The 19,877-nt window shown below is 70.8% G+C and carries 15 protein-coding genes and 1 pseudogene; 8 read left to right on the top strand and 8 right to left on the bottom strand.

Annotated features, from left to right (window positions below; all coding sequences use genetic code 11):
- Positions 1-115: 115 nt before the first annotated feature.
- Both ACN28I_RS21280 and infC read left to right on the top strand, forming a co-directional pair.
- Positions 116-877 carry a crotonase/enoyl-CoA hydratase family protein gene (locus ACN28I_RS21280; protein ID WP_420943789.1) on the top strand — a complete coding sequence of 254 codons (762 nt, stop codon included), beginning with the start codon at positions 116-118 and terminating at the stop codon, positions 875-877.
- A 429-nt stretch (positions 878-1,306) separates the two neighbouring features.
- Complete coding sequence (gene infC / locus ACN28I_RS21275; RefSeq protein WP_420948689.1) at positions 1,307-2,026, top strand: translation initiation factor IF-3; 720 nt, start codon at positions 1,307-1,309, stop codon at positions 2,024-2,026.
- A gap of 50 nt (positions 2,027-2,076) precedes the next feature.
- Here infC and ACN28I_RS21270 read toward each other — a convergent pair whose 3' ends face one another.
- From ACN28I_RS21270 to ACN28I_RS21255, 4 genes are all read right to left on the bottom strand, one after another.
- Positions 2,077-2,448, bottom strand: coding sequence for a YkgJ family cysteine cluster protein (locus tag ACN28I_RS21270; RefSeq protein ID WP_420943788.1), 372 nt, complete (start codon positions 2,446-2,448; stop codon positions 2,077-2,079).
- A gap of 138 nt (positions 2,449-2,586) precedes the next feature.
- Positions 2,587-6,366: a DUF3857 domain-containing protein gene (locus ACN28I_RS21265; protein ID WP_420943787.1), complete on the bottom strand. Its 3,780-nt coding sequence runs from the start codon at positions 6,364-6,366 to the stop codon at positions 2,587-2,589.
- An 18-nt stretch (positions 6,367-6,384) separates the two neighbouring features.
- Entirely contained in the window at positions 6,385-8,286 is a 1,902-nt protein-coding gene (locus ACN28I_RS21260; protein ID WP_420943786.1) for a serine/threonine-protein kinase, read from the bottom strand.
- Positions 8,287-8,433: 147 nt separating this feature from the next.
- Positions 8,434-9,939, bottom strand: a complete 1,506-nt coding sequence (locus ACN28I_RS21255; protein ID WP_420943785.1) for a RecQ family ATP-dependent DNA helicase — start codon at positions 9,937-9,939, stop codon at positions 8,434-8,436.
- Between the two features lie 279 nt (positions 9,940-10,218).
- Between ACN28I_RS21255 and ACN28I_RS21250 the strand changes: the two are divergent.
- Both ACN28I_RS21250 and ACN28I_RS21245 read left to right on the top strand, forming a co-directional pair.
- Positions 10,219-10,455: pseudogene (locus ACN28I_RS21250) on the top strand (RsbRD N-terminal domain-containing protein); the annotation flags it as partial.
- A 25-nt stretch (positions 10,456-10,480) separates the two neighbouring features.
- Positions 10,481-10,675, top strand: a complete 195-nt coding sequence (locus ACN28I_RS21245) for a hypothetical protein (protein WP_420948889.1) — start codon at positions 10,481-10,483, stop codon at positions 10,673-10,675.
- Between the two features lie 92 nt (positions 10,676-10,767).
- On the opposite strand, the gene ACN28I_RS21240 is transcribed toward ACN28I_RS21245, so the two are convergent.
- Positions 10,768-11,037, bottom strand: a complete 270-nt coding sequence (locus ACN28I_RS21240; protein WP_420948888.1) for a hypothetical protein — start codon at positions 11,035-11,037, stop codon at positions 10,768-10,770.
- Positions 11,038-11,319: 282 nt separating this feature from the next.
- Here ACN28I_RS21240 and ACN28I_RS21235 point away from each other — a divergent pair, with 282 nt between their 5' ends.
- From ACN28I_RS21235 to ACN28I_RS21225, 3 genes are read left to right on the top strand one after another with little or no spacing between them, the layout of a single operon-like run.
- Positions 11,320-11,994 carry a hypothetical protein gene (locus ACN28I_RS21235; RefSeq protein ID WP_420943784.1) on the top strand — a complete coding sequence of 225 codons (675 nt, stop codon included), beginning with the start codon at positions 11,320-11,322 and terminating at the stop codon, positions 11,992-11,994.
- On the top strand, positions 11,939-13,162 hold the full coding sequence (locus ACN28I_RS21230) for a sensor histidine kinase (RefSeq protein ID WP_420948688.1): 1,224 nt from the start codon (positions 11,939-11,941) through the stop codon (positions 13,160-13,162). The genes ACN28I_RS21235 and ACN28I_RS21230 overlap by 56 nt, the downstream gene beginning before the upstream one ends.
- On the top strand, positions 13,159-14,496 hold the full coding sequence (locus tag ACN28I_RS21225) for a sigma-54-dependent transcriptional regulator (RefSeq protein WP_420943783.1): 1,338 nt from the start codon (positions 13,159-13,161) through the stop codon (positions 14,494-14,496). The genes ACN28I_RS21230 and ACN28I_RS21225 overlap by 4 nt, the downstream gene beginning before the upstream one ends.
- 3 nt (positions 14,497-14,499) lie before the next feature.
- Here ACN28I_RS21225 and ACN28I_RS21220 read toward each other — a convergent pair whose 3' ends face one another.
- The 3 genes from ACN28I_RS21220 to ACN28I_RS21210 are packed head-to-tail and all read right to left on the bottom strand — an operon-like array spanning position 14,500 to position 16,491.
- Positions 14,500-14,913 (bottom strand): secondary thiamine-phosphate synthase enzyme YjbQ, encoded by a 414-nt coding sequence (locus tag ACN28I_RS21220; RefSeq protein WP_420943782.1) that lies wholly within the window; start codon positions 14,911-14,913, stop codon positions 14,500-14,502.
- A 28-nt stretch (positions 14,914-14,941) separates the two neighbouring features.
- Entirely contained in the window at positions 14,942-15,676 is a 735-nt protein-coding gene (locus tag ACN28I_RS21215; protein ID WP_420943781.1) for an alpha/beta hydrolase, read from the bottom strand.
- 11 nt (positions 15,677-15,687) lie between these two features.
- Complete coding sequence (locus tag ACN28I_RS21210; protein WP_420943780.1) at positions 15,688-16,491, bottom strand: peptidylprolyl isomerase; 804 nt, start codon at positions 16,489-16,491, stop codon at positions 15,688-15,690.
- A gap of 229 nt (positions 16,492-16,720) precedes the next feature.
- On the opposite strand from ACN28I_RS21210, the gene ACN28I_RS21205 reads away from it, so the two are divergent.
- A complete protein-coding gene (locus ACN28I_RS21205; RefSeq protein ID WP_420943779.1) occupies positions 16,721-19,876 on the top strand; it encodes a lipase/acyltransferase domain-containing protein in 3,156 nt (1,051 codons plus the stop codon).
- Position 19,877: the final 1 nt, after the last annotated feature.

The following is a 19,877-nucleotide window of genomic DNA, read 5'->3' as shown; positions in this document are numbered from 1 at the left end:
ACCAGCCTACACCAACAGTGGAGGTGTTGCGCCCTGGGCCTGCCCGCTCGCACGGATCACAAGTGGGTGTCTGGGCGGATTGCGAGGCACGCCCGAGGGTGGGACACAGGACGCCATGAGCGTCCGCGTCGAGAAGAACGGCCCCGTCACCACCGTCATCCTCCACCGTCCCGAGGTGCGCAACGCCGTGGATGGCCCCACGGCCGAGGCCCTCGCGCGAGCCTTCCGGGAGTTCGAGGCGGATGACGAGGCACGGGTTGGAGTCCTGCTCGGGGAGGGAGGCACCTTCTGCGCGGGCGCGGACCTGAAGGCGGTGGCGGAGGGGCGGCTGCCGCACCTGGCGCCCGAGGGGGATGGGCCGATGGGGCCCTCGCGGATGTTGCTGCGCAAACCGGTGGTCGCCGCCATCTCGGGCCACGCCGTGGCGGGAGGGTTGGAGCTGGCGCTCTGGTGTGACCTGCGCGTGGCCGAGGAGGACGCCGTGCTGGGCGTGTTCTGCCGCCGCTGGGGTGTGCCGCTCATCGACGGCGGCACGGTGCGGCTGCCGCGGTTGATTGGCCTGTCACGCGCGTTGGACCTCATCCTCACCGGCCGTCCGGTGACGGCGCAGGAGGCGCTGGGCATGGGGCTCGTCAACCGCGTGGTGCCTCGGGGGGGTGCGCGCGAGGCCGCGGAGCAGTTGGCCCGGGAGCTCGCCGCCTTCCCGCGGGACTGCATGAACGCGGACCGGCGCTCGGCGTATGAGCAGGCCGGGCTCCCGCTGGAGCAGGCGCTGCTCCAGGAGTTCCAGCGGGGCATCCAGGTGCTCGAGAAGGAGTCGCTGGCGGGCGCGAAACGCTTCGCGGACGGCGCTGGCCGGCACGGCACGTTCGAGTAGGCCGAAGTTCACTCCTGGTACGGCCCCCTCGGCGGATTCCGGCGGGGCCGGGCTCCTGGCCATCAACAAGACGGGGAAGACCCGGTGGCGGCTGCGCTTCACCCAGTCCCGGGCCGTGACGGCCTACCTGTTTCGTCCAGGATGGGGCAAACGCCAGGCTCACCGTCGTCTACACGCCATAGACGCGGGATTCCGAGGCGGGGCGGCGGGCTTGGTGTTAGGGTGACCTGACAGCTACGGGCAGAACAGGCCCGTTCGTACGCTCTCCCGCCCCTGGGGCGAGGGGGCGTATCGAGGTCCCCCCGGCTTCACGGGGATGCCAGCCAGGTGGGCCGCCTGCCGTCCACGGTCCACTTGATGCCGTATCGCAGGGGCCTGCCCCATCTTTACGGGGCGCAGGTCTGAAACCCCTTTTCGGAGGAAGATCACATCATTCGCGAACAGAGAAGTCCTCGCGGCGGTAGCCGCGACCAGAGAACGAATCGCCGTATCCGCGCTCGCGAGGTTCGCGTCGTGGGGTCCGATGGCGGCCAGCTTGGCGTCATGCCCCTCGAGGCCGCCCTGACGCTGGCCCGGAATGAAGGGCTCGACCTCGTCGAGATCAGCCCCATGGCCCAGCCGCCCGTCTGCAAGGTCATGGACTATGGCAAGTTCAAGTACGAGGAAAAGAAGAAGGCCTCGGAATCCAAGCGTGCCCAGGTCGTGGTCCAGCTCAAGGAAGTGAAGCTGCGCCCGAAGACCGAGGAGCACGACTACGAGTTCAAGGTCCGCAACACGCGCCGTTTCATCGAGGACGGCAACAAGGCGAAGGTCGTCATCCAGTTCCGTGGCCGTGAAATCACCCACAAGGAACAGGGCACGGCCATCCTGACGGACGTGGCGAACGACCTGAAGGATGTGGCGGTGGTCGAGATGCCGCCCCGCATGGAAGGGCGCATGATGTTCATGATTCTCGCGCCCACGCCGAAGGTCGCCCAGCGCGCCCGCGAGGCCGTCAAGCAGGCCGCGGCCAACGCGAAGAAGTCCCCTCCGCCGGCGAGTGCCGCGGGTGCCGGGAAGCCGGCTCCTGCTGAAAAGGCTCCCGACGCGGCCCCGCAGGAAGCCGCTCCCAGCGCTCCCAGCCCGAGCCCGGGCCCGGCGGCTCCGTAAGCGGAAGCACCCGCACGCGGTGGACGTGGTCCACCGCGTGTGGCGTAACCTCAGGCCGGGTTCTCGAAACGCCTCGGGCCGCCGTGGAAGTGCTGGTCGAGAAAAGCCTCGGCCCGCTCCCGCGCGGCGCTCGTCCCGGACGAGAGCGCCCCCTCCTCACCCCAGGCCGCGAAGCGAGCCCGCTCCAGCACCGAGCCGGGGCGCGGGTCCGTGCCGGGTGCGAGGCCCCGCTCCACGGCCGACAGCAGCGCGTGGGCCTGCTCCACCACCGAGCGCGCCTCCTCGAATGAGACCGTCCCGCCCGCCAGCGCGTTGAAGAGCTGGCAGGCATAGCGGCGGCAGCCTTCCGGACGCTCGGCGTAGAGGGTGCACAGGCGGCCCCTCAAGGCCGTGCAGCACTGGCGGATGGCGGGAAGCTCCATTCGCGAGCGGCACCACGTCCAGCCCGTTCCGCCGGGCCGCGTCCACCTCGGCGGGCTGGAGCGGAACGTGGCTGAAGAGGTTGCCGTCACAGCACAGGCCGCAGTGGCGGCACAGCTCGGACAGGGACATGGCGCTCCCTACTTCACCAGCACCAGGTCCCTCGCCTGGACGAGGTCCACCTCGCCCGCGAAGTGCGCGAAGTCCTCGTACTGCTTCACCGGGATGCGGGCGCGCTCCACGCGCAGCGTCTCGTCGACGGTGAGCGTGCGGCCCTCCTGCTTCTCCGTGCGCAGCAGGCGCCCGAAGGGGCTCTCCACCTTCAACTGGGCCTGGGGATCCGCCAGCCGGAAGCCCTGCGGCATCGTCAGCGTCACCACCGTGCGGCTCGCCTCCGTGTCGTCGATGTAGAGCGGCGTGGTGCGCGTGCTGAGCTGCACGTACTGGCGGCCCAGGCTCGCGGGCATGGTGATGGGGGGCAGCACCAGCTTGTCCTTGTCCACCCGGGCGAAGCCGGACGCCTTGAAGGCGTAGCGCACCGTGAAGGGCGCCCCCACCTCCTCCGAGCGCTCCAGCTTCAGGTCCGTCAGCTCCGCCCCGCTGAAGTAGCGGCCCACCGCGCTCTGCAGCGCCTGGCGCCGGCGCTCCCCGGAGATGGCCTCGAAGGCCTCCGCGAGCTGCGCCGCGTCGAAGCCCGTGTACTGCTCCTCGCCCTTGCCCAGAAGCTGGCCGCTCCCATCCACCTCCAGCGCCAGCTTCACCAGCTTGCCGGGCTGCTGCTTCACCGGCGGCGTCTTCACCTTCTCCAGCGCGCGGCCGGGCTCGGGCAGCAGGTACGCGTCCCGCTCGCCCAGCGCGGACTCGGGCAGCTCGCCGAAGGGGGCGAAGCGCGTGGTGGTGTCCAGCCACACCGGTGCCTCTCCCGGCACCTCGGCCCGCAGCGCCACGTACGGCAGCAGCGACTCCTCGGGGAAGAGGTAGTCCGCCGGATCCGCCGAGAAGGTGCGCACCGCCACGAGGCGCGCCGGAATCCCCAGCGACTCCAGCCCCGCCTTCAGCACCCACAGCCGGCTGCCCCGGTCCTGCGCCACCGACGACGCCGCCGACTGCGTCAGCCCCGCGTCCCGGCCGATGAAGCGCTTCATCACCGCCGCGTACAGCGCCTTCACCGCCTCCAGCCCGCGCTTGTCTCCGGCCGCCTCGCGCGCGAAGGCCTCCAGCTCCCAGTTGAGCGCGCCCCGGTCCAGGAAGGCGTCCGAGTACACCGTCACCAGCTTGTCGTTGCCCGTGGTGCCCGCGCCCACCACCACGAAGGGCAGGTACTCCGTGCTCGACGGCGGACCGTCCGGCTCGGGGATGAAGGGCGGCACGTTCCTCGCCTCGAAGGTGAAGATCTCCTCGTCTCCCTTCACCACCGGCGGCGGCACCTTCAGGTTGTGCGCGTCCACCTTCATGCCCGTACCCCTGGGCGCCACCACCGTGTACGTGGCCCGGTGGTCCGGCAGGTTGGCGACGCGGAAGTAGAAGTCCGACGCGGTGAAGCCCGGCTGCGCCGGTCCGCGCGAGGCCTCGGCCACCAGGTACTCCACCTCCACGTAGTCCCCCACCTGCACGCCCGGCAGGCTGATGGTGTCCTTGCCCGCGATGTTCTCCGGCTCCAGCACCGTGCCGTCCGCCTTGAGGGTGCGCAGCGCCAGCACCTGCGCGCCCGAGGGCAGGTGCACCTCGGCGATCTCCTGCACGCCGCTCTGCTCCAGCGCCTTCTGGATGGTGTGGATGCGGGTGACCTGCGAGCCGTCCTGCCACACCTGCGTGGCCGCCGCGTCCAGCACGAACACCGCGGCGCTCTCCTGCGGGCCCGGGCTGGCCTCGTAGTCCTTGATGGCCTGCCGCCCGTCGATGGCGTGCGCCTGGAGGAGCTCCTGTCCCGTCTTCGCGCGCACCACGGCACGGCGCAGGGCCAGGTTGCCTCCCTCCAGCAGCAGGGCCTGCTCGCGCAGCGCCAGCGCCCCGGCCGCGTCTCCGGCCAGCTCGCGCACGTCCGCCAGCTTCTCCACCACCCGCGCGTTGCGCGGCCAGAGCGCGCTCAGGTTCTTCAGCGTGGCCGAGGCCTCGTCGAAGCGGCGCTGCGCCACGTACGCGCCCGTCAGGGACAGGCCCGTGGTGATGTCACCCGGGTTGCGCGTGAGCTGCTGCTGGTAGAGGGCGGCGGAGCGCTCCAGGTCTCCCCGCATCCGCGCGTGCTCGGCGGCACGGGTGAGCGCGCCCGGGCAGCCCGTCAGCGAGGCCATCAGCTCGTCCGCGCGCGCCACCGCGTCGCGGCGCCGCGCCAGCCCGTAGCGCAGCCCCAGCGCATCACACAGCCGCGGCTGCACCTGGAGCGCCGCCTCCATGCTCTCCTCGGCCGCGCTCTCCACCTCCAGGGCCATGGCCGTGCGCGCCTCCAGCAGGTACAGGGGCCAGCCCGGCTGCTTCGCCGCCGCCCGCGCCTTCTTGAGCGTCTCCATCGCCGCGGCGTTCTGCCCGTCGTTGAGCGACAGCTCGGCGCGCAGCAACAGCGCCGTCACGTCGCCCGGATCCTTCGTCAGCGCCGCCTCGAGGTCTCGCGTCGCGCGCCCGCGCGCCACCTTGGTGGGGATGCTCCGGTCCAGCGAGGCCAGCTCGGCGCGCAGCGACAGGACGGCGGCCACCTGCGAGCTCTTCTGCAGGCGCGTCATCAGCCGCCAGGCACCGTCGGAGTCCCTGCCCATTCCGTCGCGCACTCCGGCGAAGTCCGCCAGCAGCGGGCCCGCCTCACCGGCGAGCGCGGCGGCCAGGTCCTCCGCGCGGGGGTACACCAGCTCCGCCTTCGCTTCCCGGGGCGCCGAGCCCCACGAGGAGGGCGCGGGCCCGGTGGCCGGGCTGTAGCGGATGTTCGACGGGCGTCCGTCCGCGCGCGCCAGGGCGAAGGACACGTTGGCCCCGCGCTGCTGGTCCTTCAGCAGCTTGATGAGGATGCGGTGCCGGCCCGCCGCGAGCTGCACGGGACGCGCGGCCACGGTGGAGGCGGCGCGGGTGAAGTCGCGGCGCTCCAGCAGGGGCGCTCCATCCACCATCACCTTGAAGGAGGAGGCGGAGACGGCGCGCACCAGGTAGACGCCGGCCTCGGACACCTCGGCGTCCACGGCCATCAGGTAGATGTCGCCGCTGGCCGGCTCGCCCGCCACGTCCAGGCGGCTGTCGGGCGCGCGCAGGGTGCGCGGCACGAGCGGGCCGAAGGGGCCGGTGAAGGGGCCCGCCAGGGAGCCATTCTTCTCCGGCGGGGTGGTCTCGTCGAAGGCGAGCAGGTGCCAGGGCGAGAAGGGCCCCACCAGGGTGGCGGTGTCCACCGCGCCCATGTCCTTGAGCGCGCGGGCCTGGGCGGCCCGGTCGTCCCTCAGGCCGAGGATGGCCACCTGGCTGGCGCGCAGGAGCTGGGCGGCCTCGCCCGCGGCACCGGCGTCGAGCGCGGCCTGGAGGCCCGTGAGGATGACGTCATCCAGCTCGGGGGAGGTGCCCACCAGGTCCAGCACGTAGCGGGAGGAGGGCACCGCGAGCGGATGGCGCGGCGCGCGGGTGGCCACGGCCAGCGCGGCATCGAGCGCGCGGCGCGGGTTGGCGGCGCGGCGCGCGAGCAGGTGCTGGCCATAGAGGGCGTAGGGGTCGGCCGGGTCCTTGGCGCCCGCCTCGTCGAAGCGGGCCTGGGCGGCGGCCGGGTCTCCCGTCATCAACCAGGCGTGGAAGCCGGCGAGCGCGAGCGTGCGCGCTTCGCCGTTTCCCTTCTGCGCCGAGTTGGCGGCTCGTTCGAGCACCTCGGTGGGCGAGGTGGAGTGGGCACAGCCGGCCACGACGAGGCCGGCGACGAGCAGCAGCGCGAAGAAGCGGTGAGTGGGCGTGCGCATGGAGCGCACAGGGATAATTCAATCCCCCGGGTGAGGCCACATCCAGTTGCAGCGGTTGGCCTCTCTCCTGCTCACTTCCGTTTTCCCTTGGGTGGAGGGGCGGGCTTGGGCGCGGGCTTCGGGGCGGGCCGCTTGACGGGAGCCGGAGCAACCGCCCTGGCTGCCTCCACCCGGGCGGGCGCTGGCGCCGAGGCCACGGCGGCGGGCTTGGGCGGCGCGGGCTTGACCTGGTAGCTGAAGTTCTCGGCCTGACAGATGCCCTCGATGCAGCCGAGGGCGGGGACGGGGGCGCCGCCGAACCGCAACTCCTGCCAGTTCAGCCCCAGTTGGAGGGGCTCGAAGATGGGGCGCTTGTCTCCCTTGGTACCCAGCAAGGCGACGAGGGCACCTTCCTCGTCCACGGACAGCTCGAGCTTCCACGGGGCCTTCGGGGGAATCAGGCCCCAGCATGGTGCCCTGCTTCTCTCCCAGGCTCCACTCGAGCCGGAGGGGGACATCGGCCCCGCCATACACCAGGGCCACGTACCGCTTCGGATCGCCGGGCTGCTTGGTTTCCTCGAGCAGCAGCAGTGCGACCTGCGAGTCCGGCAGGGGATTGTGGAGCACGGCCTGCCGGAGCGTCTCGAGGAACGTGGGCTCGCGGCGCAGGGTGTCCACCCGGGCCACCAGGCGGGCGGTGTCGCCCTTCATGCCCGGCAGGTCCACGCGCATGAGGCCCACGCGCGACTGGCCCTCCACGGCCGTGAAGACGAGCTTCTTGTCATCGGGCTCGAGGGGACGGCCGGACACCAGCAGCGAGGGTTTGTCGGGCCCTTCACCCAGCGTCACCTTGCGCGGCTCGCCGTCCGAGGACGTCAACCGCCCCTCCAGGCGCTTCGCCGAGGCCGGTCCGAGATCCGCGGTGAGTGCCTTGCCCGGCGTTATCACCACGCTCTTGTGCGTGGCCTGCCAGTACGCCAGGCCCAACACGCCCACCGCGGCCAGCACCAGCAGCGTGGCCACGCCTTGCAGGAGGACGCGCACCGCCTTGCGCACGGCCCGGCCCATGCGCTGCATCCGGTTGAGCTTCGCCGGCCGCATGGTGGTGTAGTTCGGGGCGAGCGGCTCCAGGTCCCGGATGAGATCGGACACGCTCGCGTAGCGATCCGCGGGCTGCTGCTTGAGGCAGCGCGCGATGATGCCGTCCAGCCTCGAGTCCAGCTTCGGCTTGCGGCGCGAGGGGGCCTCGAAGCTGCCCGCGGGCAGCTCGCCCACGAGCATCTCGTAGAGGATGAGGCCGAGCGCGAAGATGTCCGCGCGCCCATCCGCGTTCTTGGCATCCACCCGTTGCTCGGGCGCCATATAGGACAGCGTCCCCATGGCCATATGGGTGCCGGTGAGGGCGAAGCGCGTGCTGGTGTCCTCGAGGAAGGAGGCCAGGCCGAAGTCCGTCACCTTGGGGATGTCGCCGGCCTGCTCGTCGAAGAGGATGTTCTCCGGCTTGAGGTCCCGGTGAATGACGCCGCGGCCGTGCGCGTACTCGATGGCCCGGCAGATCTGCAGCATCACCCGCAGCGTCTCCTGGGGGTCCTGCTCGGGCGCGCGCATCCGCTCGCGCAGCGAGGCCCCGTCCACGAACTCCATCACCAGGTAGTACGTGGACGCGGTGCTGCCCTTGTCGACGATGGAGACGATGTTGGGGTGGTGCAGGGTGGCGAGCGCCGCGGCTTCCTTCTGGAAGCGGGCGACGAAGCTCTCGTCCTGGGCGAGCTGCTGGTTGAGCAGCTTCACGGCGACGGTGCGGCCCAGGGAAAGCTGGGTGGCCTTGTGCACTTCTCCCATGCCGCCGGCGCCGACGAGGCGCTCCAAGCGGTAGCCAGGGATGAGATTGGGCGCGTGCGGCCGGCTGATGGCGGTGGCGGTGGCTTCGAGCGAGGACATGAGGGGCCGGGCGCAGGCTAGCAGAACCTTCCGGTTCCGGGCGTACACGATGATCCATGACGCTACATCGATGGCGTCAGTGAAGTGGCCCCGGACACAGAGGCGCATGACGCCGGCCGCCGTTTCTTCCTGCGTACCGTTTTCCAGCTACACCGCACCCCCCGGGTTCGCCGCGGGTGCGGGAGGTGTGGCGATGCGTGTAGGACTGGCTGCGTCGAAGTGGCCGGCGGCGCGCTCCTCGCAGTTGTCGCAGTGTCCGCAGTCCACGTGCTCCGGCTCACCGAAGTATTCGCCGAGCAGGCGCCAGCGGCACCCGGTGGTCTGCCCGTAGCGCATCATCTGCTGGAGGCGTTGGCGATCACTCTGGTGGCGCGTCTCGTAGGCGGTGAGGTAGTCGGCGAGCTCCTCGGCGGTCTCGAAGTCGCGCAGCTGCTTCAGCCCGCGGGGGCCGCGCTCGAGGATGCCGGCGCCGGCGAGCTGTGCCGCCAGCACCTTCACCCGGTTGGCCGGCAGTCCCGAGGCCTCGGTGAGCACCTTGAGGGACACGGGCTTGCCCTGGCGGTGGGCCCACAGCTCGCGCAGCACCGAGTAGAGCGCCTGGGACTCCTCGCGCCGGGGGTACTTGCCCCCGAGGAAGTAGCTCTGGATGCGTTTGTCCTCCAGCCGGTAGAGCAGCACCGCGCGCGCCGGCTCGCCGTCACGGCCCGCGCGTCCGGCCTCCTGGTAGTAGCTCTCCAGCGAGTCGGGGAACTGCCAGTGCACCACGAAGCGGATGTCCGGCTTGTCGATGCCCAGGCCAAAGGCCTTGGTGGCCACGATGACGCGGTAGCCGTTCTCCATGAAGCGCTGCTGCACCTCCTCGCGCTCGGACGTCTTCATCTGGCCGTGGTAGCGGGCGGCCGGGATGCCGGCGGCCTCGAGCCACCGCCACACCTCCTCGGCCTTGCGGACGGTGGCGGTGTAGATGATGCCGGTGCCCTGCTCCTGCTGGAGCAGCTTCATCACCCGGGCCTTCTTGGCCTCGGGGTTCACCGTGCGGGCCACCTCCATGAAGAGGTTGTCGCGCTGGATGCCGGTGTTCACCACCCGGGCCCGCTCCATGCCGAGCTGCCGCAGCACGTCCTCGCGCACCTGGGGGGTGGCGGTGGCCGTGAGCGCGAGGATGGGCGGCCGGCCGAGCTGCTGCACGGCGTCGCGCAGCGCGAGGAACGCCGGGCGGAAGTCGTGCCCCCACTGGGAGACGCAGTGGGCCTCGTCCACGACGAAGAGGGAGACGCCCGCCTTGCGCAGCGCCTCGAGGCGCTCGGGTTTCTCGAGCTGCTCGGGCGTGACGTAGATGAGCTCGTGCTCGCCGCGGCGGACCTCCCGCGCCACCTGGTCCGCCTCGCGCGCGGTGAGCGTGGAGTCGAGCTTCACCACGTCCACCGCCGCCTCGGAGAGCTTGTCGTGCTGGTCCCGCATGAGCGCCAGCAGCGGCGAGACGACGACGGTGGCCCTGGGCAGCAGCAGGGCGGGGAGCTGGAAGGTCAGCGACTTGCCCGCGCCGGTGGGCATTACCCCCAGCACGTCCTCGCCGTCCAACAGGGCCTCGATGATCTCCTGCTGGCCGGGCCGCAGCTCCTCCACACCGAAGTGCTCCCGGGCTTCGGCCATGAGCTTCTTCCAGCTCGGACGGGGTTGGCCGTGACTCGCTCCTGCCGCGTCTCTGTCTCCGGAAGTGCCCATGGCGTCCCTGAAGGTAGGGGGCCGGGTTCACCCCAGGGAGCCCGTCTGGACCGCGGAACAGTCCGATGGACCGAAGGTGCCGGAGAGCCCCCGCCACCTTGCCTGCCGGGCATCCAGCCTGGGATTGACCCATGGATCAGGGCCCTCCGCCGGGACAGAACGCCGCACAGGTACCAACGTTCTCCCAGGCACTCGCGGGAGGGCACCATGAAGACCATCGCCGATATGATGGAGGCCGGCGCGGAGCACATCTTCGAACGCTGGTTGGAGCGGGTTCAGCAAGACCATGCTCCCGGTCCTCTCTCCAGGCCGGAACTGGCGGACCACATTCCGGACTTCCTGCGCGAGGTGGTGGCCGCGCTGCGCCGCGAAGAGGAAGGACAGGCGCCGAAGACGCACCGGGTGGGCCCCCTGGGCTGGGAACACGGCGAGCAACGCTTCCGCGTCGGCTTCGAGCTTCTCCAACATCGTGCGGGAGTACGGTGCCCTGCACGACTGCATCTACGATTTCGTGGAGGAGCGGGGACACGCGCTCCTTCGCGTGGAGGAGGTGCGCGTCCTCGTGCAGTGCTTCAACCGGGCCATCGCGGAGGCCGTCGTGCACTACACGCGCATCCGCGAGCGGGAGCTCCTGGAACCCGAGGCGCATCCGCCTCCAGGCTAGACGGTGTCCTCCGGCTGCGTGCCCCGGAAAACGGCGAGGGCGCCTCCCCGCGAAGGGTGGCGCCCTCGGTGCATCAAGACGAAGCGGAAGGACTACTTGGTCTCGGCGGCCGTCTCGGCCTTCTTCTCGGCCTTCTTGCCGGCCTTCTTCACCTCGGGCTTGGCCTCGGCCTTCATGGCCTCCGGCTTGGCCTCGGCCTTCATGGCCTCCGGCTTGGCCTCGGCCTTCATCTCGGCGGCGGGAGCGGCCGGGGCGGCGGGAGCGGCGGCGGGGGCGGCCGGCTTGGCCTCGGCCTTCACGGGCTCAGAGGCAAACGCGGACATGGAGGCGGTCAGGGCGATGGCGGCGATGATGTTCTTCATGTGGATTCTCCGAGCAGCAACGAAACGTCGCGGCATTGCGGCGTTGCGTGATGGACACTGAGCACCCGCCGTGCCAGGGCCGCCCCCGAGGGAAGGTGCCGCGGGGTTGCGGAGATTCTCCCCATTCCGCCTGCCCGGCCTGGGGGCGCCCTCCCCAGAAAGCGCTGGAGGTCTTTGACGACACCGCCTGTCTTGGGGATGCTGGCCATGTCAGCCGGAGACAGTAGAGCCCGGTCTAGCCCGGAGACGCATGCCGCGTGTCCGGAGGACGGGAGCGAAGGCATGCGGTACCTCTTCATCGCGTTGGCAGCGGGCGGGTTGGGGGTGGGATGCGCGACCCCGCGGGTGTCCTCTCAGCCCCAGATGTCGGTGGAGGTGGAGCGCTGGCAGCGGCAGTATCAGGAAGAGCGCGAACGTGCGGAAGCACTCGCGGTCAGGCTCGCCGAAGCGGAGAGTGCGCTCGAGGCGGCGGCCCAGGAGCGCGCCGACTCCGTGCAGCTCACCCACCTCCTGGAGGAGGAGCTGGGCCGGGCGGCGGCGGTGCGGCACTCGTTGGTGGAGCACAACGCGCAGCTCGTGTCCCGGCAGCGTGAGCTGACGGCGCTGCAGGAGGAGTCGGAGGACGTGTGGTACCAGACGGCGCTCTCCCGGGCCCGGCGTCGCAGTCAGCCCCAGCCCTCGCAGGAGCCCTCGCAGGCGCCGTCCCCGACGATGCCCGCCGGTAGTCCGTGCAGCTTCTCCCGCGTCCATCCGGGGTTACCGCGCCGGCTTCCTGTTCGCGGTGATGTTGCTGGCGGCGGTGGCCGGCGTGACGCTCTGGACGGAGGTGCGCAGCAGCCGTCAGGTGGCCGAGCGCGTCCAGGAGGCGCTCGACCGGGCCGGCCTCATCGGCCGCATCCGGGTGGACGCGCTCTCGCTGGAGTCCGCCATCGAGGCCCACATCCGCGCCACGGATGATCCGCAGCGGCAGGCCGCGGACGAGGTGATGGAGGACATCCTCGCGGACATCCGCGAGGCCACCCAGGAGTACACGCGCGACGTGCCCCGCGGCGACACGCTGGTGGTGTGGCAGCGCTTCAACATGGCCTGCACCCGGCTCGCCGAGCAGGTGCGCGCCGCGGCGGTCTTCTCCCATCGGCAGGAGGCCGAGCAGGCCCGGCACCATCTGGTGGAGCAGGTGCGCCCCCTGGCCGAGGAGATCGACGGATTGGCGGGGCAGCTCGCGCGGGAGAATGCGGACGAGGCCCGGCTGTTGTTGGGCCACCTGGCCGCGCTGCGCGCGCGCAACCTCGCGTTCGGCGGCGGGGTGACGCTGCTGGCGGTGCTCGTGTCGCTCGGAGTGGGCTGGCGCATCACCTCGGTGCTCGGGCGGCAGGAGGCCACCATCCAGGCGCAGATGGAGGAACTGGACCGGCGCAACCAGGAGCTGGACGCCTTCACCCGGCGCGTGGCGCACGATTTGATGGGGCCGCTGTCGCCGCTCAAAGGGTACCTCACGCTGCTGCGCCGCTCGGGGGCGGTGAAGGACGCGCAGGCGCTGGAGCTGGTGTCGCTCTCCGAGTCCAGCGCGGTGCGCATGGGCGAGCTCATCGAGGCGCTGCTGCGCTTCTGCCGCGCCGGTACGCGGGGCGAGCCCACGGTGGGTGAGCTGGACACGGCGGTGAGCACGCTGCTGCTGGAGGTGAGCCAGACGGCCGCCGCGCAGGGCGTGGCGCTGGAGCGCTCGCTGGAGTCCGGCGTGAAGGTGCCGTGTCCCTCGCAGTTGTTGCAGCTCATCGCGCAGAACCTGCTGTCCAACGCGGTGAAGTACACGGCGGGCCGGCCCGAGGCGCGTGTCTCCGTGAAGGTGGCACGCGAGGGCGGCGAGGCGGTGCTGGAGGTGGCCGACACCGGCGCCGGCATGAGCCCGGAGACGCAGGCGAAGCTCTTCCAGCCCTTCTTCCGCGCCCCGGAGACCCGGGGGATTCCCGGGCATGGGCTCGGCCTGGCCACCACGAAGCGGCTGGTGGATGCCCACGGTGGCGTGCTGCTGGTGCGCTCGGCGCCGGGCGCGGGCACCCGGGTGACGGTCCGCTTTCCTCTCGCGGCCGAGGCCGCGCCCCCTGTCCGCGGAGTCGGTACATGAGTCCCGCCCGTATCCTCGTCGTCGATGATGATCCCCACGCGCGGGACTTGCTTAAGCGCCTGCTCGGCATGCTCGGCGAGGTGCTCCAGGCCTCGCACCCGAAGGAGGCCAGCACGCGGCTCACGGAGGAGGGGCCGTTCGATCTGGTGCTCACCGACATGGCCATGCCCAACGCGGGGGATGGGCTCACCGTGCTCAATGAGGTGCGCGCGCAGTTGCCGGACACGCCCGTCATCGTGGTGACGGCCTTCGGCAATATCGAGGGCGCGCTGGACAGCATCCAGCAGGGCGCCTTCGACTACCTCGCCAAGCCCTTCGACGTGGACGCCATCGTGCGCGTGGCGAAGCGGGCGTTGGAGCAGAAGCGGCTGGTGGAGGAGAACCGCTCGCTGCGCAAGCAGGTGGAGCGCGGCTCCATGGTGGGTCGCAGCCCGGCGCTGCTCGAGGTCTACAAGCAGGTGGCCCGGGCGGCGGCCACCTCGGTGCCGGTGCTGATTACCGGCGAGACGGGCACGGGCAAGGAGATGGTCGCGCGCGCACTGCACCGGCGCTCGCCGCGCTCGGGTGGGTCCTTCATCCCCGTGGACTGTGGCGCCATCGCCGAGTCCCTCATGGAGAGCGAGCTGTTCGGCCATGCGCGCGGCTCGTTCACCGGAGCCTCGGGCGCCAGGCGCGGCGTCTTCGAGGAGGCCCACGGCGGCACGTTGTTCCTCGATGAGATCGGGGACGTGGGGCCCAAGGTGCAGGCGCAGTTGCTGCGCGCGCTGCAGGAGGGGGAGATCCGCCGCGTCGGAGAGAGCTCGCCGGTGAAGGTGGACGTCCGCGTGGTGGCCGCGACCAACAAGGACCTGAAGGCGCGGGTGGCCGAGGGCTTGTTCCGCGAGGACCTGTTGTACCGGCTGGACGTGGTGCACCTGCACCTGCCGCCCCTGCGCGAGCGGCGCGAGGACATCCCCGCCCTGGTGGAGTACTTCGCCGCGTTGCATGCCCGGGGCGGCGCGGCGCCCGTGGTCACGGCCGAGGTCATGACACGGCTCACCGCGTACGACTGGCCGGGGAATGTGCGGCAGTTGGAGAACGTGGTGGCCCGGGCACTCGCGCTCAACGTCACCGGCGTGCTGGGGCCCCAGGACTTTCCCGAGCCCATCGGGGATGCGCCGAAGAAGCTCAGTGGCCTGGCCGGGGACATGCCCAGTCTGGCCGAGCTGTCCCGGCGGTATGCGGCCCATGTGCTCCAGCATGTGGGCGGCAACAAGAGCGAGGCCGCGCGGTTGCTCGGCGTGGACCGCAAGACGCTCTACAAGCTGCTCGAGGCCCAGGAGCCCGCGGAGTAGGGCTCAGCTCACCACGGAGACGGTGACACGGCGGTGGTGGGGGGCCGTCCGGTGCTCCCAGACGTAGATGCCCTGCCACGTTCCCAGGTTCGCTTCGCCGCCCTTCACCGGCACGCTCAGCGAGTTCTGCGTCAGCACCGTGCGCACGTGCGCCGGCATGTCATCGGGGCCCTCGGCGTCGTGGCGGAAGAGGGGGTCCCCGTCCTTCACCAGCCGCGAGAAGAAGGACTCCAGATCCTTCCGCACGTCCGGGTCCGCGTTCTCACACAACAGCAGCGAGGCGCTCGTGTGGTGCAGGAAGAGGGTGCACAGACCTTCCCGCGCACCGCTCTCCTCCACCGCTCGCTGCACCTCGCCCGTGATGTCGTAGAAGCCCCGGCCCCGCGTCGCCACCGTCAGTTCCTTCGCGCGATACATGGCTGCCTCCTCGGGGCCGGGATGTGATTCAACGGCTCGTGAGCCGGGTGTGCAGGAACTCCGCCATCCGTTCCAGCACTTCCGGGGCGATCGTGTGCGGTCCGTTGAATGGGATGAACTCCACCGACAGTCCCGCGCCCGTCAGCAGATCCCGGAGCCGCTCCGCCTGGCCGTACGCCAGCACGTTGTCGACGCGCCCGTGGCTCTGCAGCACCGGCAGGCTCGTGCGCTTCTCCGCCCGTTGCTTCCAATCGTCCTGGCAGATCAGCGTCCCCGACAGGATGCACAACCCCGCCGGTGCCTCCTCCAGCCGCAGCGCCACGTCCGTCGTCACCATGCCGCCCTGGCTGAACCCGCCCAGGACGATCCGCCCATAGGGCAGCTTCGTCGCCGCCGACAGCGCCGACAGCAGGCTCATCAACCCGCGCCTCGCCTGGGCCAGCCCCTCGGGCGTCGCGACCGAGAACTTGTCCCAGTCGCGCTCCTGCCCCATCAGCACCTCCTGAGGCAGGTGGAACCAGGCCCGCGCGTGCGGCATCCCCATCGCCGACAGCGACAGCGGCGCCGCCGGGAACACGAATCGCACCTTCGCGCCCAGCTCCGGCTTCAGCTCCACCAGCTCCATCGCCAGCGGCACCAGGTCCGAGGCGGGCGCCCCGAAGCCGTGGCACAGCACCACCGCCAGCTCCGGGCTCGCTCCCTCGGGGATCGCATCCACCACCTGGCAGTCCAGCTCGCCCAGGCGCGTATGCATCCGTCTCATCGCGTGGCTCATTACTTGGGCTGCTCGGCGGTGATCTTCACCTTCTTCACCACCACGTCCTTCACCGGCCTGTTGGGCCCGGCGGTCGGCACCTTCGAGATGGCCTCCACCACCTCGTAGCCCTTCACCACCTCGCCGAAGATGGTGTGCCGGCCCGTCAGGTGCTCCGGAATCGACGTCGTGATGAAGAACTGGCTCCCGTTCGTCTCCGGTCCCCGGTTCGCCATCGCCAGCAGGCCCACCTTGTCGAACGTCCGCCCGTTCTGGACCTCGTCCTCGAAGTTGTAGCCCGGCGAGCCCGTGCCCTGGCCCAGGGGATCTCCGCCCTGGATCATGAAGTCCGGGATGACGCGGTGGAAGATGATGTTCTGGTACAGCGGCGTGCCCTTCTTCACCTCGTTCGTCTTCGGGTCCGTCCACGTCTGCTCACCGGTGGCCAGGCCCACGAAGTTCGCCACCGTGAGCGGCGAGTCCTTCGAGAAGAGCCTCAACACGATGGTGCCCTGGTTCGTCTCCATCGTGGCGAACAGCTCCTGGCCCTGCAGCGCCTTCTGCTGCCAGGGGCCCGGGTTCTCCGCGGGAGGCCGCGAGCGGGGTGCCGGGCTGGAGCCGTGCACCTTCGGCTCGGTGGCGGTCGGCGGGTCCGCCGGAGGCATCACGGGCACGGGCGCGGGCGGCGTGGTGGGCGGCGTCTGCTGGGCCGCGGGGGGCGTCGAGCCCGTGGGAGGAGTGCCCTCGGCCTGCTTCTCCTTGTCCTTGGAGCAGGCGGTGAGGGCGAGAAGCAGGAGTCCGGTCTTCAGGAGTCGATTGCTCATGGGGCGGGCATCCTACAGAGCGAACGGAGGCTCGCAACGGGGGCGTAGAGGAATGCGCCGCGCTGAACCGGTGTTCAGAAGCGCGCACGTGTGCCCCAAGCGTTCAATCCCGTACCGTTGCCGTGATCCGGCTCGTGGGGAGGGAACCGTAGAATCCCCGCTATCGTCAGTTCTCCCGGTGCTCGAGCGTAGAGCGCCTGGGGGTGGGTGTCCCTCTCTGGAGGAAGCAATGGCCGCCGTCATCAAGGATGTCGTCGTTCTGCTGCCGGGTCTGCTCGGCAGCGTGCTCAAGCGGGACGGCAAGGAAATCTGGGGGTTGTCCGGCAGTGCCATCTTCCGCGCGCTCTTCAGCGGCGCCGGCAGTGTGAAGTCCCTCACCCTGAAGTCCGACAGCGGGGGCGAGCTCGCCGATGACGGGGTGGAAGCCACCGCCATGCTCCCCGACACGCACCTCCTTCCCGGCTTCTGGAAGGTGGATGGCTACACCCGCGTGGCCGAGACGCTGGTGAGCCAGCTCGGCCTCATCCCGGGCGCCAACTTCTTCGAGTTCCCCTACGACTGGCGGCGCGACATCCGCTTCACCGCGAAGCGGCTCGCCCAGCAGGCTCCGCGCTGGCTCCACGCGTGGCGCAACAGCCACGGGGGCCATCCCGACGCGCGCCTCATCCTCGTGGGCCACTCCATGGGCGGCGTCGTCTCGCGCTACTTCCTCGAGTGCCTCGGAGGCTGGAAGGACACCCGCGCGCTCATCACCTTCGGCACGCCCCACCGCGGCTCGTTCATGGCGCTGCAGGCGCTCGCGCTGGGTTTCCGCAAGGACCTGGGGCCGCTGAACCTCTTCGACCTGACGGAGATGGTGCGCTCGCTGCCCGCGGCGTACCAGTTGCTGCCCATCTACCCGTGCGTGCAGATGCCCGACGGGCGCGTCGTCCGTCCGGGCGAGGCGCAGGGCATCGGCGGTCTGGACCCCATCCGGGCCGCGCAGGGACTCGCCTTCCAGCGGGAGATCGAGAGCGCGATGCTGGCCAACTCGCGCAGCTCCGCGTACCTCGAGCAGGGCTACAACCTCCATCCCGTGGTGGGCACCTTCCAGCCCACGCTGCAGGGCGTGCGTGTCTCCGCGTCCGGCGCGCTGGAGATGCTCCACAGCGACCCGGACGGCACGGACAACGGCGGTGATGGCACCGTGCCGCGCGTCTCCGCCTTTCCGCTGGAGGAGCGGCACCATGCGCGGGTCATGTACAGCCCCACGTCCCACGCCTCGCTGCAGAATGCCGTCGAGGTGCTGGCCCACGTGCAGGGGGTGCTCACCGGCCAGGACATCAACCTCAGCAAGTACCGGGCGCCGGAGCTGGCTCCCAAGCAGCTCTCGCTGCACATCGAGGACGCGTACGCGCACGACGAGCCGGTGACGGTTCGCGTCCGCCCCTCGGCCGAGCCGGTCTCGCTCCGGGCCTACGCCACCAACGTGAAGACGCAGCAGACCTTCTCGGTGGAGCTCGCGCGGAATGCGGATGGCTTCCACGTGGGGGAGTTGCCTCCGCTGCCAGCCGCCCTGTACCGCGTGAGCGTCAAGGGAGGCCCCGAGGTCATCCCCGTGACGGACGTCTTCGCCGTCTTCCACCGCGCGGGCGAGCTGCCGGAGGACGAGGAGGACGTGGTGGAGCAACTGGTGAGCTTCCACACCCCGGAACAGAACCGGAGTGATGAGAAGGCAGCGGCGCCCGCGGTTCATTACGCCGGGCTGGTGAAGCCCGCGCCGGCGCCGAGCGAGCCTCCGGCCCAGGAGGACGAGGGGCAGGCCATCACCCGCTACCCCTCGGTGGAGCCGATCGTGCCCGCGCGTGCGGGGCAGGCGCTTCCCCTGACAGTGGACCTGTCGCTGGCCGAGGTGGGCGCGAAGACGGAGTCCGCGGGCGTCACGCTCGCCGGACTGGCGACGGACTGGCAGGAGCTTCCCATCAAGGTCCGGCTGCTCTGCTCGGAGATGACGTTCCGCCCTGGAGCGGATACGGGCGTGGTGTTGGTGCGGCGCAACGAGGATTCCATCGCCGCCACCCTCACCGGGACCGTCAACCCGGGTGCCTCGGGCGAGCTCACCGTGGTGGCCACCTTCGAGTACGGGGGGCGTTTCTGCGGCGCGGCCCGCAGGCGCATCCCCATCGAGTCCTCCGGCTCGGGCGGCGCGGATCCGTCCTCCTCGCGTTCCTCCTCCACGCCACCGTCCGGTGTGACGCCCGCGTCCGCGCGGGAGGCGGAGGCGGGGAAGGGGACGTTCGCCCTCGAGGCCGGTGCCCAGAAGCCCCACCTGACGGTGCAGATCCACCGGCTGGACAAGAGCAATCCGCGGCGCCTGTACTGGATGCTCCACGTGTCGGTGCCGTGCAAGGGATTGCCGGCCCGGCTCTCGGGAGACCTGGACCTGGGCTCGGACCCGTCCGCCTTCTTCCAGAGCGTGGCCGCCACGGCGCGCGAGCTGCGCTCCGGGGACCACTACCCCTGGTTCCTCGGGCTGGGGAAGCTGCTCTACCAGCGCACGCCCAACGCCTTCCGCGAGACGTTTCGCGCCCTGCGCCAGGAGTACGGGCCGGGCTTCCCCATCCAGTTCATCACCGATGATCCGCACATCCCCTGGGAGCTGATGGCGCCCTCGGATGTGCCGGACGCGGAGCTGCTGTGCATGGATCATCCGGTGGCGCGGTGGCTGCTCGACTACCAGACGTCGATGACGGCGCGGCTGACCCACGGGGACCACCTCATCACCATCGCGCCGGACTACCAGTTCCATCCGCACCTGGCGCCCCTGCCGCAGGCGCAGGAGGAGTCGCGGCAGCTCTCCAAGCGCTTCCGGGCGGTGCGCGTCGCGGGAAGGCGTCAGCCCGTGATGAACCTGTTGGGCGGAGGCTACGCGCCCACCGTGGGGGTGGTGCACTTCGCCGGGCACGGCAAGTACAGCCCGAACAACGAGGTGTCGCCCTCCTGCGTGTACCTGGAGGATGGCGAGCTGAGGACGCTCGAGGTCCGCAACTCCATGGTGATGCTGGGCCAGAAGTCGCGGCCGCTCGTCATCTTCAACGCCTGCGAGGTGGGCACGGCCACCGAGATGCTCGGAGGCATCGGGGGCTGGGCCGAGACGTTCGTGAGCGAGTCCTTCGCGGGCTTCATCGCGCCGCTGTGGCCCGTGCAGGACGCGCATGCACGCAACGCGGTGGAGCAGCTCGTGTCCGACCTGCGGGAGAAGCACCTCTCCGTGGGCGAGGCCCTCCGGCGCCTGCGCCAGAGCGAGGCGAGGACGTCTCCCACGTACCTGTCCTACGTGTACGTGGGGGATGTGATGGCGCGCTTCGCTCCGGCGGCCGCCGCGGCCAGCACCGCGGCGGCGTGAG

The sequence above is a fragment of the Archangium gephyra genome (assembly GCF_049060025.1).
Taxonomy (GTDB): Bacteria; Myxococcota; Myxococcia; order Myxococcales; family Myxococcaceae; genus Archangium; species Archangium gephyra_A.
Note: the sequence above shows the minus strand (reverse complement) of the source record. Positions and strands in the feature narration are given on the sequence as shown.